Annotated in this window: 23 protein-coding genes; 15 read left to right on the forward strand and 8 right to left on the reverse strand. The window is 67.7% G+C overall.

Going from position 1 to position 24,788, the window contains the following annotated elements; all coding sequences use genetic code 11:
* Nucleotides 1-9 precede the first annotated feature (9 nt).
* Together FHS55_RS17375 and FHS55_RS17380 are read right to left on the reverse strand one after the other, a co-directional pair.
* Nucleotides 10-1,194 (reverse strand): acetate/propionate family kinase, encoded by a 1,185-nt coding sequence (locus tag FHS55_RS17375; RefSeq protein ID WP_183191051.1) that lies wholly within the window; start codon nucleotides 1,192-1,194, stop codon nucleotides 10-12.
* A 208-nt stretch (nucleotides 1,195-1,402) separates the two neighbouring features.
* Nucleotides 1,403-2,113 (reverse strand): FadR/GntR family transcriptional regulator, encoded by a 711-nt coding sequence (locus tag FHS55_RS17380; RefSeq protein ID WP_183191052.1) that lies wholly within the window; start codon nucleotides 2,111-2,113, stop codon nucleotides 1,403-1,405.
* Nucleotides 2,114-2,291: 178 nt separating this feature from the next.
* On the opposite strand from FHS55_RS17380, the gene FHS55_RS17385 reads away from it, so the two are divergent.
* The 5 genes from FHS55_RS17385 to FHS55_RS17405 are packed head-to-tail and all read left to right on the forward strand — an operon-like array spanning nucleotide 2,292 to nucleotide 6,410.
* Complete coding sequence (locus FHS55_RS17385; protein ID WP_183191053.1) at nucleotides 2,292-3,296, forward strand: ABC transporter substrate-binding protein; 1,005 nt, start codon at nucleotides 2,292-2,294, stop codon at nucleotides 3,294-3,296.
* Nucleotides 3,297-3,306: 10 nt separating this feature from the next.
* Nucleotides 3,307-4,137, forward strand: coding sequence for an ABC transporter permease (locus FHS55_RS17390; RefSeq protein ID WP_183191054.1), 831 nt, complete (start codon nucleotides 3,307-3,309; stop codon nucleotides 4,135-4,137).
* A 3-nt stretch (nucleotides 4,138-4,140) separates the two neighbouring features.
* A complete protein-coding gene (locus FHS55_RS17395; protein WP_183191055.1) occupies nucleotides 4,141-4,947 on the forward strand; it encodes an ABC transporter ATP-binding protein in 807 nt (268 codons plus the stop codon).
* 9 nt (nucleotides 4,948-4,956) lie between these two features.
* On the forward strand, nucleotides 4,957-5,709 hold the full coding sequence (locus FHS55_RS17400) for an ABC transporter permease (RefSeq protein WP_183191056.1): 753 nt from the start codon (nucleotides 4,957-4,959) through the stop codon (nucleotides 5,707-5,709).
* A complete protein-coding gene (locus FHS55_RS17405; protein ID WP_183191057.1) occupies nucleotides 5,709-6,410 on the forward strand; it encodes a fumarylacetoacetate hydrolase family protein in 702 nt (233 codons plus the stop codon). The genes FHS55_RS17400 and FHS55_RS17405 overlap by 1 nt, the downstream gene beginning before the upstream one ends.
* Nucleotides 6,411-6,475: 65 nt before the next feature.
* On the opposite strand, the gene FHS55_RS17410 is transcribed toward FHS55_RS17405, so the two are convergent.
* Together FHS55_RS17410 and FHS55_RS17415 are read right to left on the reverse strand one after the other, a co-directional pair.
* On the reverse strand, nucleotides 6,476-6,871 hold the full coding sequence (locus FHS55_RS17410) for a RidA family protein (protein WP_183191058.1): 396 nt from the start codon (nucleotides 6,869-6,871) through the stop codon (nucleotides 6,476-6,478).
* Between the two features lie 11 nt (nucleotides 6,872-6,882).
* Complete coding sequence (locus FHS55_RS17415; RefSeq protein WP_183191059.1) at nucleotides 6,883-8,238, reverse strand: formimidoylglutamate deiminase; 1,356 nt, start codon at nucleotides 8,236-8,238, stop codon at nucleotides 6,883-6,885.
* Between the two features lie 99 nt (nucleotides 8,239-8,337).
* Between FHS55_RS17415 and hutI the strand changes: the two genes are divergently transcribed.
* From hutI to FHS55_RS17440, 5 genes are all read left to right on the forward strand, one after another.
* Entirely contained in the window at nucleotides 8,338-9,540 is a 1,203-nt protein-coding gene (hutI, locus tag FHS55_RS17420) for an imidazolonepropionase (protein ID WP_183191060.1), read from the forward strand.
* On the forward strand, nucleotides 9,537-11,087 hold the full coding sequence (gene hutH / locus FHS55_RS17425; RefSeq protein ID WP_210287044.1) for a histidine ammonia-lyase: 1,551 nt from the start codon (nucleotides 9,537-9,539) through the stop codon (nucleotides 11,085-11,087). The genes hutI and hutH overlap by 4 nt, the downstream gene beginning before the upstream one ends.
* 132 nt (nucleotides 11,088-11,219) lie before the next feature.
* Entirely contained in the window at nucleotides 11,220-12,041 is an 822-nt protein-coding gene (gene hutG, locus FHS55_RS17430) for an N-formylglutamate deformylase (protein WP_183191061.1), read from the forward strand.
* Between the two features lie 11 nt (nucleotides 12,042-12,052).
* A complete protein-coding gene (gene hutU / locus FHS55_RS17435; RefSeq protein WP_183191062.1) occupies nucleotides 12,053-13,720 on the forward strand; it encodes a urocanate hydratase in 1,668 nt (555 codons plus the stop codon).
* A 14-nt stretch (nucleotides 13,721-13,734) separates the two neighbouring features.
* A complete protein-coding gene (locus tag FHS55_RS17440) occupies nucleotides 13,735-14,328 on the forward strand; it encodes a HutD/Ves family protein (protein ID WP_183191063.1) in 594 nt (197 codons plus the stop codon).
* A 20-nt stretch (nucleotides 14,329-14,348) separates the two neighbouring features.
* Here the strand turns inward: FHS55_RS17440 and hutC are convergent, their stop codons facing one another.
* Together hutC and FHS55_RS17450 are read right to left on the reverse strand one after the other, a co-directional pair.
* A complete protein-coding gene (gene hutC, locus FHS55_RS17445) occupies nucleotides 14,349-15,092 on the reverse strand; it encodes a histidine utilization transcriptional repressor HutC (protein WP_343056235.1) in 744 nt (247 codons plus the stop codon).
* A 204-nt stretch (nucleotides 15,093-15,296) separates the two neighbouring features.
* Nucleotides 15,297-16,076 carry a GntR family transcriptional regulator gene (locus tag FHS55_RS17450; protein WP_183191064.1) on the reverse strand — a complete coding sequence of 260 codons (780 nt, stop codon included), beginning with the start codon at nucleotides 16,074-16,076 and terminating at the stop codon, nucleotides 15,297-15,299.
* A 377-nt stretch (nucleotides 16,077-16,453) separates the two neighbouring features.
* Between FHS55_RS17450 and FHS55_RS17455 the strand changes: the two genes are divergently transcribed.
* The 5 genes from FHS55_RS17455 to kce all read left to right on the forward strand — a co-directional run bounded on the left by FHS55_RS17455 (nucleotide 16,454) and on the right by kce (nucleotide 23,280).
* Nucleotides 16,454-17,581 carry a sugar ABC transporter substrate-binding protein gene (locus FHS55_RS17455; protein WP_183191065.1) on the forward strand — a complete coding sequence of 376 codons (1,128 nt, stop codon included), beginning with the start codon at nucleotides 16,454-16,456 and terminating at the stop codon, nucleotides 17,579-17,581.
* 75 nt (nucleotides 17,582-17,656) lie between these two features.
* Entirely contained in the window at nucleotides 17,657-19,201 is a 1,545-nt protein-coding gene (locus tag FHS55_RS17460) for a sugar ABC transporter ATP-binding protein (RefSeq protein ID WP_183191066.1), read from the forward strand.
* A gap of 13 nt (nucleotides 19,202-19,214) precedes the next feature.
* Nucleotides 19,215-21,296, forward strand: a complete 2,082-nt coding sequence (locus FHS55_RS17465) for an ABC transporter permease (RefSeq protein WP_183191206.1) — start codon at nucleotides 19,215-19,217, stop codon at nucleotides 21,294-21,296.
* A 68-nt stretch (nucleotides 21,297-21,364) separates the two neighbouring features.
* A complete protein-coding gene (locus tag FHS55_RS17470) occupies nucleotides 21,365-22,312 on the forward strand; it encodes a 3-hydroxyacyl-CoA dehydrogenase (protein ID WP_183191067.1) in 948 nt (315 codons plus the stop codon).
* Nucleotides 22,313-22,341: 29 nt separating this feature from the next.
* A complete protein-coding gene (gene kce, locus FHS55_RS17475) occupies nucleotides 22,342-23,280 on the forward strand; it encodes a 3,5-dioxohexanoate:acetyl-CoA acetone transferase (RefSeq protein WP_183191068.1) in 939 nt (312 codons plus the stop codon).
* A gap of 135 nt (nucleotides 23,281-23,415) precedes the next feature.
* On the opposite strand, the gene FHS55_RS17480 is transcribed toward kce, so the two are convergent.
* Complete coding sequence (locus FHS55_RS17480) at nucleotides 23,416-23,823, reverse strand: GFA family protein (protein WP_183191069.1); 408 nt, start codon at nucleotides 23,821-23,823, stop codon at nucleotides 23,416-23,418.
* 151 nt (nucleotides 23,824-23,974) lie between these two features.
* Entirely contained in the window at nucleotides 23,975-24,724 is a 750-nt protein-coding gene (locus FHS55_RS17485) for a cyclase family protein (protein WP_183191070.1), read from the reverse strand.
* Nucleotides 24,725-24,788: the final 64 nt, after the last annotated feature.

Consider the following 24,788-nt stretch of genomic DNA (forward strand, 5'->3'; position numbering starts at 1 on the left):
GGCACGCGTTCAGATCGGACGCAGCAGCTTGAGCGTGTGCAGCCCGATCATGCGCTCCTCGTCGGTCGGCAGCACGAAGATGCGCGCCCGGCTGTCGCGCGCGTGGATCTCGATGGCGTCGGCGGCATTGGCGGCCTCGTCGAGGGCGAGGCCCAGCACCGCCAGACGCGCCACGATTCGCGCGCGGATCGGCGGCGCGTGTTCGCCGATGCCGGCAGTGAAGACCAGCGCGTCGAGCCCGCCAAGCGTGACGGATAGCCGGGCCACCGCCTGCGCCACGTGCAGCGTGAAGTAATCCACTGCGAGCGCGGCGGCGGGCTCCGGCGAGGCCAGCAATTCGCGCATGTCGCTGCTGATGCCGGAGAGGCCGCGCAGCCCGCTGTCATGATAGAGCATGTGGCCGACCTCGGCCGGGCTCATGCCCTTCTGCTCGATGAGATGCAGCACGACGCCGGCATCCAGCGCGCCGCAGCGCGTGCCCATGGGCAAGCCGTCGAGCGCGGTGAACCCCATGGTGGATTCCATGCTGCGCCCATCCAGCAACGCGCAGGCCGAGGCGCCCGAGCCCAGATGCGCGATCACCACGCGCCCCGCGGCCGGATCTGGGGCGATGTCCCGCAGCCGGCCGGAGACATATTCGTAGGACAGGCCGTGAAAGCCATAGCGGCGCACACCGTCATCATACAGCGCGCGCGGGATGGCAAATCGGTCGGCCAGTTCGGGATGGCCGCGGTGGAAAGCGGTGTCGAAGCAGGCGACCTGCGGCAGGTCGGGCCGGCGCGCGCGCAGGACGCGAATGGGATCGAGATTGGTGAGCTGGTGCAGCGGCGCTAGCGGGATGAAGCTCTCCAGCGTGGCCAGCACGGCGTCGTCGACCAGAACCGGGTGCGCGTAATGCGGCCCGCCATGCACCACGCGGTGTCCCACGCCGATGAGCTGGTGGTCGGCGAGGAGCGGGGCGAGCCAGTCGCCGATGGCGTGTTGGGCATCGGAGGGGCTGGCGATTTCCTCGGGCGTGAAGCCGCGCTCGACCAGCACCGCGCCGTCCGCATCCGTCGCCTTCAGCTTCGGCTGGGTGCCGATGCCGTCCAGCGCCCCGGCGATCCGCGGCGCGATGTCATCGCCGATGATACGGTAGAGCTTGAACTTGATGCTTGAACTGCCGGCATTGACGACGAAAAGCGCTTCGCTCATCGCCTGTCCTTTCTTCTAGGCCCAGTTCAGGCCGAATGTCGGCCGGCGATGCGACGACCGTGCGACTGGCAGGGCGCCGCATGACGCGAGCACCCTGCCGCGTGAGCGGCCACCTGTCATCTCCGAGCCTTTCACGCTCCCGTTTCGCCAGCACCGTAGGGGCGCGTGGAAGGCGGCGTCGTTGCGCTGGCGCAAGCACCCGCGGATGTCAGCCTTCGCCGGCGGCGCGCATCTGCTTTTCCATCAGCTTGCGCTCCACCGTCATCAGGTGAGCGCGCATGGCGCTCGCCGCGCCGGCCATGTCGCGATGCTCGATGGCGTCGACGATGGCTTCGTGCTCGGCGAAGCTGTGGTGACTGGGCAGCGGGCGCACCGGCACGGAGCGCAGCCGGCCCCATGTCACCGCGCGCCGCACCGCATTGAGCGTGTCGAACAGGCCCAGGAGCAGGCTGTTCTGCGTGGCTTCGGCGATGGTGCGGTGAAGCCGCGTGTCCCAGCCCTCATATTGCCGCCAGGTCTCCGCCTGTCGCGAGCGGGCCAGGCACAGGCGCATTTCCGAGATATCGGCGGGGGTGGCCGTGAAGGCTGCCGCGCGGGTGATCTCCGGCTCCATGGCAATTCGCGCGCGCATCACCTCGGCCGGATTGCTGCGGCGGGCGAGGGCGGCGATGTCGGCGAACGTGTCGAGCGGCCGGCTGCCCATGAAGGTGCCCTTGCCGACATGACGCCAGAGTTGGCCCTCGGCCTCCAGCACATCCAGCGCCTTGCGCAGCTCGGCGCGCGAGACGCCAAGAGCCGAGGCCAGTTCCCGCTCGGGGGGCAGGCGGCCGTCTTCCGCGAGATCGGACTGCGCGAGATAGGCGCGCAGCTGCGTGACAACGCCTTTCTCGGGATGGGTATCGCTGGGCGGCGTCAGCATGGATGCGGGCTCAACCAAAGTTTAGATTGGTTCAATGTATGCGATGCCAGAAACGTTTGGTCAAGCGGATGTGAGCTTGACCAAACGAGAGGGCCAATATAAACCAAAGATAAATTGGTATCCAACCTCGCCAGTTGGGCCAGCCGTGGGAAAACCACGCGGAACCAGGGAGAATGAAATGCTCAGCAACCTCACGTCCGGAATTCGCCGCCTGTCCGGTGCTGCCGCCGTGCTCGGCTTCGGCGCCGTCATCGCCTTCGCACCCTCCGCGGAGGCGAAGGTGCGGGTCGCTTATGGCGACATTGCCAGCGTGGAAAACCTGCATCTGCTCGCGGCCTTCGAACTGGCCCGGCAGAAGGGTGTCGAGATCGAGATGACCTATCTGAAGTCCGAGGACATCGCCGCGCAGGCGGTGGTGAGCGGGCAGGCGGATATCGGCGTCGGCGGTCCCTACGCGCTCATCCAGAAGGTGAAGGTGCCGGTGCGCCTCTTCCTCCAGCTCTCGACGCTGCGCTTCTACCCCGTGGTCAACGCCGCGTCCTACAAGACCTGGAAGGACCTCGACGGCCAGGAGGTGGCGGTGCATTCGCGCGGCTCGGGCACCGAGGCGATCATGCGGCTGATGGAGGACAAGCAGGGCATCAAGTTCTTCAAGATCAGCTACATCCCCGGTTCCGAGGTGCGCGCCGGCGCGCTCATTCAGGGCAATGTGAAGGCCAGCATTGTCGATGCCGCCGGCCGCCGCCTGCTGGAGGAGAAGGCCCCCGGCAAGTTCATCGTGCTGCCGATGGATGGCGTCAACGCCACGGACGAGGCGCTGTTCGCCCGGCAGGACTTCCTCGACAAGAATCAGAAGGAAGTCGACATCATCGTCGAATCCGTTCTCACCACGTGGCGCGAGGTGACGAAGAACCCGGCGGTCGTCGCCGAGTGGCGCGCCAAGTACAATCTGCTGCCCGACCTGCCGGCCGATCAGGCGAAGAGCATCGTGCCCTATTTCACCGAGCTCGCGGAAGGCAAGGCGTTCCCGCTCAATGGCGGCGGCGAGGCGGCGGTAAAGGATGACTTCGCCTTCTATACCCTGTCTGGCCAGCTCACCGGCCAGCCGGCGAGCCTGAAGGTCGAGGAGTTCTGGTCGCTGGAGCCGCTGAACCGCGTGCTCGGCAAGGTCGGCACGAACTGAGGCCGGGAGCATGTCGCTGCCCCTGCATGCGAAGGGTTCGCCCCGAGCCCTCCCCAGCACCGAGGCTTCCTTCCTCTGGAGGAAGCTCTCGGAGCATCGCACGGCGCTCTGGCGGACGGCGTCGATCGGCCTGTTCTTCCTCGTCTGGGAGATCGCCGGTCGTGTCCCGATCAGCTTCGCCTTCCCGACCTTTCTGGAGACCCTGCGCGCCTTCCTCAACATGCTGTTCAACGGCGCCTTCGTGGCTGCCTATGCGCAGACGCTGCAGCCGCTCGTCATCGGCATCGCCATCTCCGCGGTGGTCGGTGTCGGGGTGGGTATCGTGATGGGGCTGTCGCGCTTTGCCGAATGGCTGGTGGCCCCGGTCTTCATCGTGCTGCAGGCCGCGCCCATGGCGGCGCTGATCCCGCTCATCACCTTCGTCTACGGCATCGGACTCCTGGCGAAGACGCTGGCGGTCATCATGCTGGCGCTGCCGGTGATCGCGCTCAACGGCTACAAGGCGGTGCGCAATGCCAATCCGTCATTGGTTTCGATGTGCGTGTCGTTCCAGGGCACGCGCTGGCAGACCATCACCAAGATCATCATTCCCGATGCCTCGCCGGTCATCTTCGCCGGCCTGCGGCTCGGGCTGGCCGCCGGTTTCATCGGTGTGATCCTCGCGGAGTTGCTGATCACCCCGACCGGCATCGGCGATCTCATCACCTATCACCGCTCGGTGGCGGACTACCCGGAAATGTACGCGGCCGTGGTTTCCATCATCCTTGTGTCGACGCTGACCCTGGCTGCGCTGGAAGCTTTCGAGCTGCGCGTGCTGCGCCCCGAGAAGCGGAGGACCTGACCCATGCGCAACATCACCGCCCAGGCGAGCGCCGCCGCCACCCGCCTTGCCGCCTCGGACGTCGCCGTCGAGGTGCGCGGCATCTCCAAGCTCTATAGCGAGGTCGAGGCCCTGCGCGCGATCGACCTCGATTTTCCCCGCGGCAAGCTCACCACGCTGCTCGGCCCCTCCGGCTGCGGCAAGACCACGCTGCTCAAGATCATCGCCGGCCTCATCCCGGCGACGGCGGGCGAGATCCGCGTCAACGGCAAGGTCGTCACCGGCCCCGGCCCGGAGCGCGCCTTCGTGTTCCAGGATTTCGCGCTGATGCCCTGGGCCACGGTGATGCGCAACGTCGCCTTCGGCCTTGAGCTGAAGGGCATGGGCCGGGACGAGCGCCAGGCTATCGCGGCGAAATACATCGCCGAGGTGGGGCTGACCGGCTTCGAGAGCAAATACCCGCACGAACTTTCGGGCGGCATGCGCCAGCGCGTGGGCCTCGCCCGCGCCTTCGCGGTGAATGCGGACGTGCTGCTGCTCGACGAGCCGTTCTCGGCAGTGGACGAGCAGAACCGGCGCAAGTTCCAGGAAGATCTCCTCAGCCTCGTCGAGAAGGAGAAGAAGACCTTCATCTTCGTCACCCACTCGATCGAGGAGGCGGTCTATTGCTCGGACCGCATCGTCATCCTCTCCCGCCGCCCCGGCCGCATCGCCCAGATCATCGAGCCGGAAATCGACCGCGCGGCATCGCCCGACGCCATCCGCCGCGACCAGTCCTATCTCGATACGGTCGAGGAGATCTGGCAGGGGCTGAAGCGCTATGTGGATTAGGAGGGCGGCATGAAACTCTTCGGCTATCGCGTGCCGATGATGGCCTCGCTCATCGTCTGGTGCGCCATCTGGGAACTGGTCGGGCGCTCGGGCGTGCTGTTCCTCATTCCCCCGCTCTCCGATGTCCTCGTGGCCGCCGTGGCTCTGGTGCAGACCGGTACCTGGCAGGCGGCGGCGATCACCACGCTGAACAGCTTCCTGGTCGGCATGGCGCTCGCCATCCTTGTCGGCGTGGCGATCGGCGTGCTGATGGGGCGCTCGGTCGCCGCCGACAACCTGCTCGGAATCTGGGTCAACATCTTCGTTTCGGCGCCGCTTTCGGCGCTGGTGCCGGTGCTGATGATCCTGTTCGGCATGGGCGAGACGACGGTGGTCGTCACCGTGTTCCTGTTCGCGGTGTGGATCATCGTGCTGGATACGCGCGCCGGCATCCAGGGCGTGCCGCCCTCGCTGATCGAGATGGGCCGCAGCTACGGGGCCTCCCGCTTCGCCCTCTATTTCCGGATCATCCTGCTATCGGCACTGCCGGAGATCCTCGCCGGCATCCGCCTTGGCGTCATCCGTGGCGTGAAGGGCGTGGTGATCGGGCAGCTGCTGGTCTCGATCCTCGGCTATGGCGAATTGTTCGAGCTCTACTCGCGCAACTTCGACATGGAGAATTTCTGGGCCCTTACCATCATCCTGTTCGCAGCGGCTATGCTGCTGTCGGGCCTTATCGAATCCCTAGAGAAACGCGTCGACTATTACGCTGGAGTACGCTGATGAACGCGCCTATCGACACCCATTACGTGATCTCGCCGCCCGGCATTCCGACGCTGCCCGTCGAGGGCTCGGACAAGCTGTTCCCCATCCATCGCATCTATTGCGTCGGCCGCAATTATGCCGAGCACGCCATCGAGATGGGGCACGATCCCGACAAGGAGCCGCCCTTCTTCTTCCAGAAGAACCCCGACAACGTCATCACCAACGGCACCTTCCCCTATCCCGACAAGTCGAGCGACGTGCATTACGAGCTGGAAATGCTGGTCGCCATCGGCAAGGGCGGGATCAACATCCCGGTCGAGAAGGCGCTCGATCATGTCTGGGGTTATGGAATCGGGCTCGACATGACCCGCCGCGACCTGCAGGGCGAGGCCAAGAAGCTCGGCCGTCCGTGGGAAGTGGGCAAGGCGTTCGAGGCCTCCGCCCCGTCCTCGGCGCTGGTGCCGGCCGCGAAGATCGGCCATCCCGCGAGCGGCAAGGTGTGGCTCAAGGTCAATGGCGCGCTGCGCCAGAGCGGCGACCTTAACCAGATGATCTGGAAGGTGCCGGAGATGATCTCCTACCTCTCCGGCCTGTTCGAGCTGAAGGCGGGCGACATCATCATGTCCGGCACGCCGGCAGGTGTCGGCGCCATCGTGCGCGGCGATCATCTCGAAGGCGGCGTCGACGGGGTCGGCACGCTGGACGTGAAAGTGGTCTGACGCGGGTTTCCGTGCCGGACGAGGGATAAGGTGGCGCCCGGCGGCGCCGCCTTATCCCGTTCGCGTCAGTCCGGCCGGCGGGCGATGAAGTCGATCTCCACCAGCGCGTCGCGGGCGAGGCCGGTGACGCCCACGCAGGTGCGGGCCGGCCGGCGGTTCTCGGGAAAATAGGAGGCGTAGGCCGCGTTCATCGCGGGATAATCGCGCTTGAACTCGGTGAGGTACACCCGCGCCTGCACGACATGGGACAGGTCCAGCCCCAGCCCCGCCAGCACGATCACCAGATTGTCCATTACGCGGCGGGTCTGCGCCTCGGCGCCCTCGGGCAGGGGGCGGGAATCATCGTCCGGCCAGGTCGGCATCTGCCCTGTGACGAATACCCAGCCATCCGCCTCGACGGCGTGGCTGAAGGGCGCGACCGGAGTCGGTGCGCCGGGAACCATGATGAATTGCGGCGCCATCGAAAACTCCTTCAAGCGGCGATCTTGTCGAGGGCGGCGCGGAACCGCGCGCGCACGCTCTCGCGCGCCCGATGCCTGCCGCCCGCCACCAGCTTTTCACCACGGCGCCAGACGCAGTCAACGGCATTTCCCGCTACGGCGAAGATCCAGCCGTCGAGCATAGCCGCGCCCGAACGCCCCGTGAGGGAGGGATGGGCGGCGTCGAGGCTGACAATGTCGGCGGGCGCGCCAACCGTGAGGCTGCCAGATCCCTGCAGCGCCTGCGCGCCGCCTTTGAGCGCGGCGGCGAACAGCGCCTCGCCCGTCGAGCGGCCTTCGCTCATGGCCAGCACGTTGCGCGCGCGCAGGGCGAGGCGCTGCGAATATTCCAGCAGGCGCAATTCGCCGGCGGCGTCGATCTGCACATTGGAATCCGAACCCACGCCATAGGCGCCGCCGGCCGCAACGAAGGCGGGGGCGGGGAAGATGCCGTCGCCGAGATTGGCTTCGGTGATCGGGCAGAGCCCCGCCACCGCGCCGCTTCGCGCCATGGCAAGGGTCTCCGCCTCGCTCATGTGGGTCGCGTGGATCAGGCACCAGCGCGCGTCGACGTCGGCCGTGTCGAGCAGGTATTCGATGGGCCGCCGGCCGGCCCAGGCGAGGCAGTCCTCCACCTCTCGGGTCTGCTCGGCGACGTGAATGTGCACCGGCCCGCCCTGCGCCAGCGGCAGGATGGCGGCGATCTCCTCGACGGTCGCGGCGCGCAGGCTGTGCGGCGCGATGCCGAGCACCGCGTCGGGCAGGCCGGAGACGGCGTGGCGGGCCGATTCCATCAGCCGGCCGAAGCTCTCGACATCGTTGATGAAGCGGCGCTGGCCGTGCGTGGGCGCCTGCCCGCCGAAGCCGCCATGCGCATAGAATACCGGAAGCAGCGTGAGGGCGATGCCGGTCGCGTCCGCCGCCGCCGCGATTCGCTGGCTCAACTCGCCGCAATCGCCATAGGCTCCGCCGTCGCGGCCATGGTGGAGATAGTGGAACTCGCCGACGCGGGTGAAGCCGGCTTCCAGCATCTCGACATAGGCCTGAGCGGCAATGGCCTCGATCTCGTCGGGATCGAGCCGGTCCACCGCCCGGTACATCGCTTCGCGCCAGGTCCAGAAACTGTCGCCGCTCGGTCCGCGCACTTCCGCCCCGCCGGCGAAAGAGCGCTGGAAGGCGTGGCTGTGCAGGTTCGGCAGGCCGGGCAGGGCGACGGCATGGCGCTCGTCCGCGGCATCGGGGGCGACATCGCGGGTGATGCCGGCCAGGCGGCCCTGCGCGATATCGAGCCTCACGTTCCTTGCCCAACCATCTGCCAGAAAAGCGTTTTCGAACCAGAGGCGGGTCATGGTGGCATCGCTCCCGAGGGCTATGGACAAGTTCGTCATCATGCGATTATGTATAGACATTAATCGATGTCTTGTCACCATACGCCGAAGGATGGGTCCATGCGCTGCGATCGTGTATGGCGGGGGGCGCGGCTGGCTACGCTGGCGCCGTCGCGCGAGGGGCTCGGCGTCATCGAGGATGGCGTCATCGCCAGCCTCGACGGGCGCATCGTTCATGTTGGCCCCGCGTCGGACGCGCCGGATTTCGCGGCGGACGAGGTGGTGGATGTCGAGGGCCGCTGGATCACGCCCGGCCTGATCGACTGTCACACGCATCTGATCTTCGGCGGCAACCGGGCGCATGAATTCGAACTGCGGCTCGCCGGTGCCTCCTATGAGGAGATCGCCCGGGCGGGCGGGGGCATCGTCTCCACCATGGCGGCGACGCGCGCGGCGAGCGAAGAGGAACTGGTAGCCCTCGCGCTGCCCCGGCTCGATGCGCTGATCGCCGAGGGTGTCACCACGCTTGAGGTGAAATCGGGCTATGGCCTGTCCCGAGCGGCCGAACTTGCCAGCCTGCGGGCGGCGCGGGCGCTGGGCGCGGCGCGGCCGGTCTCGGTCACGACCACCTATCTCGGCGCCCATGCCCTGCCGCCGGAGGCGAAGGGCGACAAGGACGCCTATATCGACGAGGTCATCGCCCTGCTGCCGGAGATCGCGCAAGGCAAGCTGGCCGACGCGGTGGACGCCTTCTGCGAGGGGCTGGCCTTCTCGCCCGAGCAGGTGGCGCGCGTGTTCACCGCCGCCAAGGCGCTCGGCCTGCCGGTGAAGCTGCATGCCGACCAGCTGTCGAACCTGCACGGGGCCAGGCTGGCCGCGGAGTTCGGCGCGCTCTCGGCCGATCATGTCGAGCACACGGACGAGGAAGGCGCCGCCGCCATGGCCAAGGCCGGCACGGTGGCCGTGCTGTTGCCGGGTGCGTTCTATTTCATCCGCGAGACCAAGGTTCCGCCGATCGACCTGTTCCGCCGGCATGGCACCCATCTGGCGCTGGCCACCGACTGCAATCCCGGCACCTCGCCGCTGACCTCGCTGCTGCTCACCCTGAACATGGGCGCGACGCTGTTCCGCCTTACCGTGGACGAGTGCATCGCCGGCGTGACGCGCGAGGCTGCGCGAGCGCTGGGCCTATTGCACGAGACCGGCACGCTGGAGGTCGGCAAGAGCTGCGACCTCGCGATCTGGGACATCGAGCGACCGGCCGAACTGGTCTACCGCATGGGATTCAACCCGCTTCACACCCGCGTCTGGAGAGGCAAATGACCGACATCGTCCTGAATCCCGGCCATGTGTCGCTCCGCCAGTGGCGGGCGATCTACAAAGGCGCGCCCGCCAGCCTCAATCCCGCCTGCCTGCCGGGCGTGGAGCGCTCGGCGCGGGCGGTGGCGGCCATCCTCGCAAAGGGTGAGCCCGTCTACGGCATCAATACCGGCTTCGGCAAGCTGGCCACGGTGCGCATCGGCGACGCCGATCTCGCCACGCTCCAGCGCAACATCGTGCTGTCGCATGCGGCGGGCGTGGGCGAACCCATGCCGGTGCCGGTGGCGCGGCTGATGATGGCGCTCAAGCTCGCCAGCCTCGCGCAGGGCGCGTCGGGCATCCAGCCCACGACGCTGAAGCTGCTGGAAGCCATGCTCGCCAAGGGGCTGACCCCGGTGGTGCCGTGCCAGGGCTCGGTCGGCGCCTCGGGCGACCTCGCCCCGCTGGCGCACATGACCGCGACCATGATCGGCGTCGGCGAGATCTTCGTCGACGGTTCCCGGATGCCCGCCGACGTGGCGCTGCGTGACGCCGGGCTCGCCCCGGTCACGCTCGGCCCCAAGGAGGGGCTGGCGCTGCTCAACGGCACGCAATTCTCCACCGCCAATGCGCTGGCCGGCCTGTTCGAGGCGGAGAATCTCTTCCGCTCCGCGCTGGTGACCGGAGCGCTGTCGACCGATGCCGCGCGCGGCTCGGACGCGCCGTTCGACCCGCGCATCCACCACTTGCGCAAGCATCGCGGGCAGATCGAGACGGCACAGGCGCTCCGCGCGCTGATGAGCGGCTCGGCCATCCGCGCCTCGCATCTGGTGGGCGACGAGCGGGTGCAGGACCCCTATTGCCTGCGCTGCCAGCCGCAGGTGATGGGCGCCGCGCTCGACGTGCTGCGCCAGGCCGCCGCCACGCTCGCCACCGAGGCGAACGGTGTCTCCGACAATCCGCTGATCTTCGTGGACGAGAGCGGGGCGGGGGCGCACGAGGCGCTCTCGGGGGGCAATTTCCACGCCGAGCCGGTGGCCTTCGCCGCCGACATGATCGCGCTCGCGGTGTGCGAGATCGGCTCGCTGGCCGAGCGGCGCATCGCCATGCTGGTCGATCCCGCGCTGTCCGGCATGCCGGCCTTCCTCACCCCGAAGCCCGGGCTGAATTCCGGCTTCATGATCCCGCAGGTGACGGCGGCGGCGCTGGTGTCCGAGAACAAGCAGCGCGCCTATCCCGCCAGCGTCGATTCCATCCCCACCTCCGCCAACCAGGAAGACCACGTGTCGATGGCCGCCCATGGCGCGCGCCGGCTGCTGGCGATGGTGGAGAACGCCGTCGCGGTGATCGGCATCGAATTGCTGGCGAGCGCGCAGGGCTGCGATTTCCATGCCCCGCTCGCCTCCTCGCCGGTGCTGGAGACGGTGCGGGAGAGGCTGCGGGCGGAGGTGCCCCATCTCGACGAGGACCGTCATTTCTCGCCCGACATGGAAGCGGCGAACGCGCTGGTGCGGACCGGGGTGATCGCGGGGCTGGCGGGCGACCTGCTGCCGGCGATCAGCGGGGAGTGAGGGCGATGGCGCGTCACTTCGTCAACCTCTCCTCGTGGGGTAGAGGTCGGAGCGCAGCGCCGGGTGAGGGGGCACGCGCTGGCGGCGCCCTTGCCGCCGCTCACCCAAGGGACTCTCGCGGAAGACAGGCTCATGACTGATCACCCGTCCTTCATCACCGTCCATCGCGGCAGCGCGCCGCTGGTGCTCTCGCTGCCGCATACCGGCACGGACATTCCCGACGCGATCGCCGATGATCTCGTCTCGCCCTGGCTCGCCCGCAAGGATTGCGACTGGTGGATCGAGACGCTGTACGACTTCGCCGCCGGGCTCGGCGCGAGCGTCGTGCGCACCTCGATCTCGCGTACGGCGATCGACGTGAACCGCGATCCCTCCGGCGTCTCGCTCTATCCCGGGCAGGCGACCACCGAGCTGTGCCCGACCACCACCTTCGACGGCGAGCCGCTCTACCGGGAGGGCAAGGGGCCGGATGTCGCCGCCCGCCGCCAAGCCTATTTCGACCCCTACCACGCCGCGCTTTCCGCCGAGATCGAGCGGGTGCGCTCTGCGCATGGCACGGTCGTGCTGTACGACTGCCACTCGATCCGCTCGGTCATTCCCCGCCTGTTCGAGGGCACGCTGCCGAACTTCAATCTCGGCACCAATTCCGGGATGAGCTGCGCGCCGGACCTGCTTGCCACGATCGAGGCGATCTGCGACGCGACGGAGTTCTCCCGCGTCTCCAATGGCCGGTTCAAGGGTGGCTACATCACCCGTCACTATGGCGCGCCGGAACGCGGCGTGCATGCCGTGCAGATGGAACTCGCCTGCCGCACCTACATGCCCGAGACGCTGGGCCCGGTGGACCGGACCAACTGGCCGAGCGACTTCGACCCCGCCTATGCCGCGCCCGCCCGTGCGGCGCTGACCGATATTCTCACAGCGTGCCTCGTCTTCGCACGCTCGCACGCCTGAGGAGAGCCATCATGTCCCGCATCGACAATAGCCGCGTCATCCGCGCGCCCCATGGCACCACGCTCAATGCCAAGAGCTGGCTGACCGAGGCGCCGCTGCGCATGCTGATGAACAATCTTGACCCCGATGTCGCGGAGAAGCCCGGCGAACTGGTAGTCTATGGCGGCATCGGCCGCGCCGCGCGCAACTGGGAGAGCTACGACAAGATCGTGGCTACGCTGAAGACGCTGGAGGACGACCAGACGCTCTTGGTGCAGTCCGGCAAGCCGGTGGGCGTGTTTCGCACCCACAAGGACGCGCCGCGCGTGCTGATCGCCAATTCCAATCTCGTGCCGCGCTGGGCCACCTGGGAGCATTTCAACGAGCTCGATAAGAAGGGTCTGGCCATGTACGGCCAGATGACCGCGGGTTCGTGGATCTATATCGGCGCGCAGGGCATCGTGCAGGGCACTTACGAGACCTTCGTGGAGATGGGCCAGCAGCATTTCGGCGGCTCGCTCACCGGCAAGTGGATCCTCACCGGCGGGCTCGGGGGCATGGGCGGCGCGCAGCCGCTGGCCGCCACCATGGCGGGGGCGAGTTGCCTTGCCGTCGAGTGCCGGCCGTCTTCCATCGATTTCCGCCTGCGCACCGGCTATCTCGACGTGTCGACCACCAGCCTCGACGAGGCGCTCATGATGATCGAGACGTCCTGCGCGGAGGGCAAGCCGCTCTCCGTCGGCCTGCTCGGCAACACCGCCGAGGTGCTGCCCGAGTTGGTGCGGCGCGGCGTGAAGCCGGACATCGTCACCGATCAGACCTCGGCGCATGATCCGGTCAATGGCTACCTGCCCATCGGCTGGACGCTGGCCGAGTGGGAGGACCGCAAGATTAGCGATCCCGCTGGCGTCACCAAGGCGGCCAAGGCCTCGATGGCGGTGCATGTGAAGGCGATGCTCGACTTCTTCCATGCCGGCATTCCCACCGTCGATTACGGCAACAATATCCGCCAGATGGCGCTGGAGGAGGGCGTGACCAACGCCTTCGACTTCCCCGGCTTCGTGCCCGCCTATATCCGCCCGCTGTTCTGCCGCGGCATCGGCCCGTTCCGCTGGGCGGCGCTCTCGGGCGACCCGGAGGATATTTACAAGACCGATGCCAAGGTGAAGGAACTCATCCCCGACAACGCCCACCTGCATAACTGGCTGGACATGGCGCGCGAGCGTATCCACTTCCAGGGCCTGCCGGCGCGCATCTGCTGGGTGGGCCTTGGCGATCGCCACCGGCTCGGGCTCGCCTTCAACGAGATGGTGCGCAATGGCGAACTGAAGGCGCCCATCGTCATTGGCCGCGATCATCTGGATTCCGGCTCGGTCGCCTCGCCCAACCGCGAGACCGAGGCGATGAAGGACGGCTCGGACGCGGTGTCCGACTGGCCGCTGCTCAACGCGCTGCTCAACACCGCTTCGGGCGCGACCTGGGTGTCGCTGCATCATGGCGGCGGCGTCGGCATGGGCTTCTCGCAGCATTCCGGCATGGTGATCTGCTGCGATGGTACCCGCGAGGCCGATGCCCGCATCGCCCGTGTGCTTTGGAACGACCCGGCGACCGGCGTGATGCGCCATGCCGATGCCGGCTACGAGATCGCGATCGAGTGTGCGAAGGAGCACCAGCTCGATCTGCCCGGCATTCTCGGCTGAGGCGGGGCGGGCCGATGCATATCCTGCGGGCCGCCGACCATCGTGTCATGCCGTGGAAGAATGGCGGCGGCTCGACCACCGAGATCGCCGTCTTTCCCGCGAATGCCGGCCTCGACGCCTTTCTGTGGCGGGTCAGCATGGCGGGCGTGAGCGAGGACGGACCGTTCTCGGCCTTTCCCGCGATTGATCGCTCGCTGGCCGTGCTGGCGGGCGAGGGGATCGTGCTGGAGGTCGAGGGGCAGGCGGCGGAGCGGGTGGAGCGTGAAAGCGCGCCCGCCCGCTTCCCCGGCGATGTGCGCACGCGCGCGTCGCTGGTCGGCGGGCCGATCCTCGACCTCAACGTCATGACGCGGCGCGGCCGCTATGCGCACCGCCTGACCCGGCATGTCGCCGCCGCGCGGTGTGGGATCGTGCCGGAGGGCGAGGTGGCGCTGCTGCTGTCGCGGTCGCCCGGCCTCGATGTCGGTGGCCAGGTGCTGGGCGTGAACGATGCCGCGCGGCTGACCGGCGGGGTGGATGTCACGCCGCAGGGGCCGTCCGAATTCTTCCTCGTCGAGCTGTGGCCGGAGACGAGCGGGCCGGAGACGAGCGGGCCGGGGCGCGGATAGGCGCGCCGATCGGGTGCCGCTCAGCCCTGCGGCGAGAAGCGGGCGACGAGATCATAGGCGTCGCCGCGGAACAACTGGCGCACATGGGTGACGGTCTCGCCCGAGCGCCAGGTGCGGCGCTCGAGGCAGAGGCAGGCCGCGCCCTTGGCCACGCCGAGCGCTTCGGCCACGCGGGCGGTGGCGGCGCGGGCGCTGATGCGGTGCTCGGCCTCCGTCCATGGCACATGCTGCAGCAGCCAGGAGCCCGGCGCGATGGTGGCGAAATCCACCTCCGCCGCCCCCGGCACGGTGGACAAGCTGATCAGCCGCTGCTCCAGCGCGAGCGGGCGGCCATTGGCATAGTGCAGGCAGGTGAGTTCCAGAACCTCCACGCCTTCCTCGTCCGCCAGCCCGGCCGGATCGTCCTGCCGGACCGGACGACGCTTGCGGGCGATCAGCTGGTAGCGATAGATCTCGCCGCGCGCGGCAATCTCCACCGGAAGATCGGGAATGCGCAGCACGGCCGAATGAATGCGCGGCTGGGCGACGAAGGAGCCGGCCCGGCGGCGGCGCTCGATGAGACCGGCGGCAACCAGGCCGGCAATCACCTTGTTGACCGTCATGCGGGCGCAGCCATACTGCGCCATCAATTCGTGCTCGAATGGGATGCGGTGCCCCGGCGCCCAGTCGCCCGAGAGAATCTTTGCCTCCAGATCGGTCCGGATGCGGTGGCTCAGCGTCTGGTTCGGTTCAGCCAGGGGCGAGGGGCGGAGTGTGGCAGGCACGCCGGATGGCTCCTTGATCGTCCGGCCACGGGTGAGCCGGAACGAGCAACTTAGCTCAGCGGCAGAATATGTATAGACATTAATGCGCCGCCCACGCCGTCGGCCGCGGGCGTGTCCGCGCGCGGGTGTTCCTCGTGCGTTTTTGCTCCCGAGCGGAAATGCGGCGCCCGCGCGTGCAGGTCGGGCTCGAACTGTCGCGTGCGCCTACTTGGCGCCGGCGGGCAGGGAAAGGGCAGGGGCGAGCCGCAGCCCGCTATAGAGCTGGGCGAAATCGAGGGCATTCTCCGCCTCGCCGTCCCGCATGGCGCCGGACAGGCGCTCCATGGTCGGGCGGAAGCGCCGCGCCGTGAACCAGATGTCCATGGCGATGCCATTGGCGGCGCGGTCCGCGTTCCCGGCCGACATCGCCTCGATGATGCGCGCATGCACCCGCGTGCCGTTGAGGAAATGCCATTGCGCGCCGGGAATCATCCGGTAGGCGGCGCCCAGATAGGGGCCGGTGCGCAGCCACAATCCCTTGATGATCTCCAGGAGCTGCGGCATGTCCGCCGCCGCGTAGATCGCGAAATGAAAGCGCCGGTTGGCGTCCAGCACCTTCTCGCTCTCGCCCCGGTCGATCGCCTCGGCCATCAGGGCGTTGAGCTGGCGCAGGTGATCGAGCAGCGCCGGGTCGGCCCGCCGCGCGGCCCAGCGGGTCGCGAGCGATTCGATGGTCATGCGGATGCGGATCAACTCGCGGAACGAGGGCATGGTGAACTGGGGCACCGCGACGCTGCGGTTCGAGCGCTGCTCCAGCACCTTCTCGGCCACCAGGCGCTTTAGCGCCTCGCGCACCGGCATCGCGCTGGTGCCGAGCGAGGCGGCCAGCGTGCGGATGGTCAGCGTCGCCCCGGGCGCGAAATCACCCTGCGAGATCGCCTCGCGCAGCCGAAAATAGACGCGCTCCTGCAAGGTGCTGACGTCGATCGGTGTGAGTTTTTCCATACACGCGCTCAAGACGGGGCCTGGGAACGATCATGACGCGATTGGCTCGCGGATGTCACTGATACGGAAGGCTATTCTAGCCCTTCCGGCAGCCTCTGGAAACGGAAAGATTTATCTGTGATCACGCATCACAGATAAATGTTGACAGGTGCATCGGTGGGCGCTCTTCTGAGGGCGCTGTTGGAGGCAGTGTGGGCAGAACGCCAAAAGGCGCGGACCCGGGGACGAAATCGGTGAAAGAGCGGGCGGTCTTCGCCCTGGCCGGCGTGCGTTTCTCGCGCGATCGGACACGTGCGCTTTCACGTCTCCCCGCTGGATAAGCGCGCCTGGCGGAACGCCCCGGCCGGTCCTGAACCGGTCAACCAAGGAGGAAAAGAATGAAGCGTATCCTGAAGACGACCGTCATGCTCGCCGGGCTTGCCGCGGCGGCCATCGGCATCGCCGCGCCCGCCTCGGCCAAGGAGGGCAAGTTCAAAGTCTTCCTGAGCATGAGCTATATCGGCAATGACTGGCAGGCCGAGGCGGCGAACATGCTGAAGGCCATGGCCGTCTCGCCCGGCATGGTCGACAAGATCGACCTGCAGGTGCAGGTGGCCGGACCCAACGCGCAGAAGCAGATCCAGCAGATCAACTCGATGGTGCAGGCGGGCGCCGATGCCATCGTGGTCTACCCGATCTCGCCCACCGCGCTGAACGGGGCGGTGAAGAACGCCTGTGCCAAGGGCGTTCTGGTCATCGCCTATGACTCCATCATTACCGAGCCCTGCGCCTACAACGTGCATATCGACCAGCGCGAATGGGGCACCAAGTCGGCCGAGTGGCTGGTGAAGCAGCTGGGCGGCAAGGGCCGGATCGTCATGATCAACGGCGTGCCCGGCACCACGGTCGACGCGCTGCGCATCGAGGGCGCGAAGGAGGTGTTCGCCAAGAACCCGGGCATCCAGATCGTCGGCGAGGCCAACGGCATGTGGAGCCAGGCGGTCGGCCGCACCGAGCTGTCGAAGATCCTGGCGACGCGCAGCTGGGACCAGATCGACGGCGTGTGGATTCAGGCCGGTTGCTACACCGCCATTTCGATGCAGCTGGAGGCGGGCATCGCCGAGAAGGACCTTCGCCCCTGCGCCGGCGAGGCCTCCAATGGCGGTCGCATCCAGATGCTTCCCGTCGGCACCGAGGTCGAGGGCGCCAACGGCACCTATCGTCCGGTCGGTGCCCGCCGCTGGTCGTCGGGTTCGCAGAACTTCACCGGCGCGCTGGCGCTCAAGCTCGCGGTCAAGAAGCTGCAGGGCGGCGATATCCCCGCCCTCACCAATGTGCCGCAGAACATCGTCACCAACGACACGATCAAGCTGTGCAAGGAAGGCACCTGGAAGGAGATGTCGGAGGGTTGCAACGTGTTCCAGCCCGCCATCATCCCGAATCCCGGTTGGTTCGCCTCCATCTACTCCCCGCTGACTCCCGAAGTCGGCCTGCAGGCGGCCCTCGTCGGCCAGCCTGAGGACTGATCGGTCGCCGGCCCGCCATCGTGCGGCGGGCCGGCGCCACCGCTCCGAATTCGGACCGTTTGATGGGAGGAACCGATGCCGCTCGAAAAGACGGCGATCGTCGTGTCCGGCGTGCGCAAGGCCTATGGGGCGACGGTCGCGCTCGATGACATGGCCGTCGAGGTTCGCACCGGCACCGTTCACGCGCTGCTGGGCGAGAATGGCGCCGGCAAGTCGACCTTCGTGAAGATGCTGTCCGGCCTCGTGACGCCGGATGCCGGCACGCTCCGGGTGTTCGGCGAGAACGTCAGCCTGAAGACACCGCTGGCCGCGCAGCGCCATGGCATCCAGACGGCGTTCCAGGAAATGACGCTGCTGCGCAACATGAGCGTGCTCGACAACATGCTGATCCCGCGCTCGCCGCTGTCGCCGCTCGGCATGGTGCGCCGGCGACAGGCGCGGCGCGACGTGGGGCGGCACTTCGAGGAACTGGGCCTCGCCGGCTTCGACCTCGACGACGAAATCGGCGATCTCGACCTCGCCATCCGCCAGAAGATCGAGATCGCCCGCGCGGTGTTTCGTCGGCCGAGAATCCTCCTGCTCGACGAGCCGACCTCGGCGCTGTCGGGGCCGGATGTCGACTGGATGGGCGCTGTCATCCGGCGCGAGAAGGCACGCGGCACCACGGTCATCTTCATTTCGCACCGGCTGCGGGAAGTTCGCGATTTCTGCGACGACCTGACCATTCTGCGCAGCGGCAAGCACATCGCCTCGGGCCATGTCCGCGACTTCGCGGATGAGGACGTGGTGCGCATGATTGCCGGCCGGTCGCTGATCCACTCCTTTCCCCCGCGCGGCCAGACCCGCCATAGGCTCGGCACGGAGGTTCTCGCGGCCCATGGCGTGGGAACCACGGGCAAGCTGCGCGATGCCAGCTTCCGTCTGCGCGAAGGCGAGATTCTGGGGGTTGCCGGCCTCCAGGGCATGGGCCAGCTCGATCTGTTCCTCGCCCTGTTTGGCGAAAGGCCGGTCAGCCGCGGGCATCTCGCCGTCGATGGGCGCAAGGTGGTGTTCACCTCGCCCGGCGATGCAATCTCCGCGCGGATCGGCATCAGCCTGGTGCCGGAGGAGCGCAAGACCGAGGGCCTGTTCCTCAAGCTCACCGGCACGCAGAACGCCACCATCCCGGTCATCGAGCGCTTCACGCGCTTCGGCATCATCGACCGCGCCCGGGAATCGGCCGCCGTGCGCGCGGTGTTCGGCCAAGTGAACGTCGCCGAACGCGCGGAATGGATGCCGGCGGAATCCTTCTCGGGTGGCAACCAGCAGAAGATCGCCATCGCCAAATGGCTGCTGAGCGAGGCGCGCGTGCTGCTGGTCTATGACCCGACGCGCGGCATCGACGTCGGCACCAAGAACGAGATCTACCAGCTGCTGCGCGCCTATGCCGAGGCGGGCGGGGCGGTGATCTTCTACTCGACCGAGATCCCCGAACTCGTTCACCTCACCGACCGGACACTGGTGTTCTACGCCGGGCGCATCGCCGCCGAACTGGCGGGCGACCAGCTGACCGAGGAAAACATCCTGGCTGCCGCGCTTGGTTCGGCGCCTGACAGCTCCCGCGAAAAACTGGCGGTGTGAGATGGCCATGCAGATGACAGAGCGACTTGAACCCGCCCTGCGCGGCGGCACGGCCGCCCGCAAATGGCGCCTCGGCCGCGATCGCGGCCTGCTGACCGCCGCCGGCGTGCTGGTGGTGCTGGCGAGCATCATCCTGAGCGTCAGCGCCACCCCGCTGAGCTATTACGACATCTCGCAGATCGTCTCCAGCGGCACGCCGCTGGCGATCGCCGGAATGGGCCAGACGATCGTCATACTGAGCGGGGGATTCGACCTCTCCGCCGCGGCGGTGATCTCGCTGGTCAATGTCAGCCTCGCCGCGCTGCCGCCCGATGCCGTGACCTCGCCGGGGATGCTGCTTCTGATCGGCATCGGCATCGGCGCGCTGGTCGGCACGGTCAACGGCGCGCTCATCGCCTTCCTGCGCCTGCAACCCATCGTGGTGACGCTGGCCACCATGTTCATCCTGCAGGGTGCCACCCTGCTGGTGATGGACAAGCCCGGCGGCATGATCGACGCCTCGCTCGGGGAGTTCATGGGGTCCGAGGTCATCCCCGGCTTCCTGCCGATGACCGGCGCGCTCATCCTGGCGTGCCTTGCCCTCTGGTACTGGCTGAAGGCGACGCCCTTCGGCATCGCGCTTTATGCGGTGGGCGGCGATGCCGAGAGCGCCCGCGCGGCCGGTATCGCCACGCGCCGCGTGCGCTTCCTGACCTATGTACTGGCCGGCGGGTTCTATGGTCTGGCGGGGGTTTGCGTATCCGGCCAGACCGGGGCGGGCGATCCGCTGGTCGGCAACCCGATGCTGCTGCAGATGTTCGCCGCGGTCGTCGTGGGCGGCACGCTGCTCGGCGGCGGCCGCGGCGGGCTGACGGGCACGGTGATCGGCGCCTTCGTGCTGGTGCTGATGGTCAACATCCTGTTGATCCTCAACGTGTCGGCCTATTACTCCACCATCGCGGAAAGCACGATCCTGCTGCTCGCCGTGCTGATGGGCGCGCTGCATCGCCGCTCGGAACTCGCGGAAAACCTGCGCCGCGCCGGCACGCGCTTCTCCGCCTGGCGCGAGGGCGTGCTCGCCGGTCAGCGGACCACCGACGTGAAGCGCCTCGCGCTGCCCCGCCGGGTGGAGGGGGTGCCTGTCTCCGGGGAGCGGCAGGGCGCGAGCCTGCTGCAGCGGCTCGGCCGCAGCCGGCCGGCCATCCTGCTGGCGCTGCCCGCCTTCATCAGCTTCGCGGTGGTGCTGCTGGCGACCGAGTTCATGCTGGGCAACACGCTGCTGAACGGCAATTACTACAACACGCTGCTCGTGCTCTCCTGCTTCCTCGCCATCCTGGCGCTGGGGCAGGGCGCCGTGATCCTCACCGGCGGGCTGGACCTCTCCCTGCCCTGGACCATCGCGCTGGCCGGCATCCTGGTCAGCGGCATGGCGGCGGGGTCGAATGCCGAACTGATCTATGCCGTGCCCTTCGTCCTGCTGGTCGGGGCGCTGATCGGCCTGATCAACGGCACCGGCATTGTCCTGCTCGGCCTCTCCCCGATCGTCATGACGCTGGCGACCAACGGGTTCCTGCAGGGCACCGCCCTTATCTATTCCGGCGGCACGCCGGACGGCTTCGCCGCGCCGCTGCTGCGGTCCTTCATGACGCAGCGCGTGTTCGGCGTGACGCCGGTGGTGATCTTCCTCGGGCTGTTCGTGCTCGCCGCCGTCGTGCTCATGGGGCGCACGGCGTTCGGCCGGCGGGTCTATGCCATCGGCAACAGCGCGCGCGCCGCTGCGCTTTCCGGTGTGCCGGTGAAGCGCACGGTGGTGATGGTCTACATGCTGTCGGGCCTGTGCGCCGCGCTGGTCGGCATCCTGCTGAGCGGCCTGTCGGGGCAGGCGAGCCTGGGTATGGGCGACGAATATCTGCTGCCCTCGATTGCCGCCGTCGTGGTGGGCGGCACGCTGATCACCGGCGGGCGCGGCAATTATGCCGGCATGCTGGGCGGCGTCCTGCTGCTCACGGCGCTGCAGACGCTGCTCGCCGGCACGACCTTCCCCACATCGGTGCGCTCCATCGTCTACGGCGTCGTCATTCTCACCGCCGTGATCGCGCTGCGCGAGCGCCGCTGACCTCACCCATCCGCAAGGCCAGACAAGCGCTCGCGCCGATGCAGCGCCTGCGCCAAGGGAGACGACATATGGAAGACGTTGCCATTATCGGCACCGGGTTCATCGGCAGGGCCTGGGCCATCAGCCACGCACGGGCGGGCAATTCCGTGCGGCTGTGGGACCAGGACGCCGCCGCCACCGGCCGTGCCAAGGACTACATCGCCGGCCTGCTGCCCGATCTCCTCAAAAATGACCTGCTGAACGGGCAGGCGCCCGACGCCGTGCTGGCCCGCATCCAGCCGGTGGAGAGCCTGGAGGCGGCGGTGGCTGGCGTCAGCTACGTGCAGGAGAACACCTTCGAGCGGCTCGACGTGAAGATCGCCATCTTCCAGCGGCTGGACAGCGCGACGCCGGCGGACGCGGTGATCGCCTCCTCGACCTCGGCGCTGTTGCCCTCCGCCTTCACCGAGGGGCTGGTCGGGCGCGCCCGCTGCCTCGTCGCCCATCCCATCAACCCGCCTTATGTCATCCCGGCCGCCGAACTCGTGCCGGCCCCCTGGACCTCGCCCGAGACGGTGGAGCGGGCCGCGCGCATCCTCACGGAGATCGGGCAGAAGCCGATCGTCATGAAGCGCGAGATCGACGGCTTCGTCATGAACCGGCTGCAGGGCGCCATTCTGGAGGAGGCGTTCCGGCTGGTCGCCGATGGCTACGCTTCGGTCGAGGATGTCGATATCGGCATTCGCGACGGACTGGCGCTGCGCTGGTCCTTCATGGGTCCGTTCGAGACCATCGACCTGAACGCGCCGGGCGGGGTGCGCGACTATGTCGAGCGCTATCAGGGCCTGTATCGCGGCCTCTTCGCCAGCATGATGCGCCGCGTGGAATGGGACGGCCCGGTCATCGAGGAAATCGCGCGCGACCGCCGCGCGGCGCTGCCGGCCGACCAGTTGCAGCAGCGACAGGAATGGCGCGACCGCCGCCTCATGGCACTGATCGCCCACAAGAACCGCGCCGACCGCGATATCGGCGCCTGAGAACGATACCCAGCACAAGGAAACATGCCATGAGCAAGCCGGGACCGCGCAAGGTCATCATCACCTGCGCCGTGACGGGCGCCATCCACACGCCCTCCATGTCGCCCTACCTGCCGATCACGCCGCAACAGATCATCGACGACGCGCTCGGCGCCGCCGAGGCTGGAGCGGCCATTCTCCACCTGCATGCCCGCAACCCCGAGACCGGCAAGCCCGACCAGACGGTCGAGGGTTTCATGCGCTTCCTGCCGCAGATCAAGCAGGCGACCAACGCCGCGCTGAACCTGACCAGCGGCGGCAGCCCCTATATGCGGGTGGAAGAGCGCGTGCTGCCGGCGCAGATGCTCAAGCCGGAAGTTGCCTCGCTGAACATGGGCTCCATCAATTTCGGCCTGTTCCACCTGCTCGACAAGTACAAGGAATTCAAGTTCGACTGGGAGCGCGAGCATCTGGAGGCGACGCGGGACCTTGTTTTCCGCAACTCGTTCAAAGACATCGAGTTCATTCTTCGCACCTGCTACGAGAACAATACGCGCTTCGAGTTCGAGTGCTACGACATCGCCCATCTCTACAATCTCGCGCATTTCGCCGAGCGGGGCCTCGTCAAGCCGCCCTTCTTCGTGCAGTCGGTATTCGGCATTCTTGGCGGCATCGGCACCCATCCCGAGGACGTGCAGCACATGAAGCGCACGGCGGACCGGCTGTTCGGCGACGCCTATCGCTGGTCGGTGCTCGGCGCCGGCGCGAGCCAGCTGCGCATCGCGGCGCAAGCGGCGGCGCTGGGTGGCAATGTGCGCGTGGGGCTTGAGGATTCGCTGTGGGCCGGCCGCGGCAAGCTGGCGACCTCCAGCGCCGATCAGGTGCGGCTGGTGCGCCAGATGATCGAGGGGCTGGGGCTGGAGATCGCGACGCCGGACGAGGCGCGGCAGATCCTCGAACTGAAGGGTCCGGGCGCGGTCAATTTCTGATCGGTGTCCTTTCGGCACGAAAAACCCGCCGGGCATCCGTCCCGGCGGGCCGTGTCTGCAAGTCTCGCCGCACGGTTGCGGGCGCGGGCGACCCGCGCGCCGCTCCGTTCTTGAGACGGCTCGCCTCGAGGCGGCTCATTCCTCGAAGCGGCTGGTCTCGAATCGGCTCGTGGAGTCGCGATCGCGATCGTAATGCCGGGCCAGCGGAAAGGGCGGCAGCCAGGATTCGCGCCGGACGACCCAGCTCTCATAGGTCGGCCGCAGCTGGTCGGGCGCGTCGAGCGCGCCGAGATGCACCTCGATCTCGTCGCCGTGACGCGCGAAGACCGGTGAGCCGCAGGTGGGACAGAAGAAGCGCCCGGCATAGTCGCGGGTTTCGCCTTCTACCGTCACCGCGTCCTGCGGGAAGATGGCGGCGGCATAGAACAGCGCACCGTGATGCTTGCGGCAATCGAGGCAATGGCAGATGCCGACCCGGTAGGGCCGGCCCGTCGCCACCATCCGCACCTTGCCGCACAGGCAGCCGCCCGTGACGTGTTCCATGCCCCGCCTCCTCCCGCTCCGGAACGACGAGGCGCCATCTTGGCCAGATCGCGCGCCGCTGGCCAGAGCCCATGCCGCGAGGAGGGGTAGGGACGGTCCCCGTGGGAGACCGTCCGCAGCGCCGGGAGGGTTTGGCTGCCGTGCGACCCGGTCAGACGGGGCAATAGGCGAAGGGGCGGATCGGCGAGCCGGAACCCTCAAAGATGTTGAGCGGCGCGGCGACGAACAGGAAGCGGGGCGACACCTGTTCGAGGTTGCGCAGCATTTCGATGATCAGGATGTCATGCGGCAACCAGCTCTTCATGTGGCCGGGATTGTTCTGCGGCACGCCGTCGATGATCGCCGTCTCGGCGGCGACGGTGTCCGTCGCGACCGCTTTCACCTTGCGCTCGCGGAAGAACTCGCAGGCGTCTTCCGACATGCCGGGCGCGTTGAGCACATACCATTGCGCGCGGGCATCCGTGCGCCAGTAGCGCTGCATCCAGCCGTAGTTGACGACGGCGATTTCGCCCTCGCCGACCGCGATGCCGGTGCGCTCCTCGACCCCGCGCAGGTCCTCGGCGGTGATGAGCTGGCCCGGCTTCAGGTCGCGGTCGCTGAAATCATAGAGCACCGCGGTGGCGATCAGGTGATCGGGCGAGAAGGTGTCGATGGTGCGGTCCATGCGATCGGGGAGCATGTGGGCGGGCGCGTCGACATGCGCGCCGGTGTGCTCGGCCATCATGATCGCCTGGCAATAATAGCCATCATGCTCATGGGTGACGGCCTTGTCGATCGTCAGATGCGGGTGGGTCGGCCAGCGCGGAATGCCGCGTTCGAGAAGAGGGGCCAGATCGACCACCCGCATCCGCTTCAGGGCCGACAGAAGCTGGTCGATAGTCGGCTTATCTACCGCGTTCAATTCTTCCTCCCAGGTGTTTGTGGCGTGCCCTTTGGGCGGGCCGCTCCGGCGGCTCTTCGGAGCC

The sequence above is a fragment of the Ancylobacter tetraedralis genome, assembly GCF_014195655.1.
In the GTDB taxonomy this organism is placed as follows: Bacteria; Pseudomonadota; Alphaproteobacteria; order Rhizobiales; family Xanthobacteraceae; genus Ancylobacter; species Ancylobacter tetraedralis.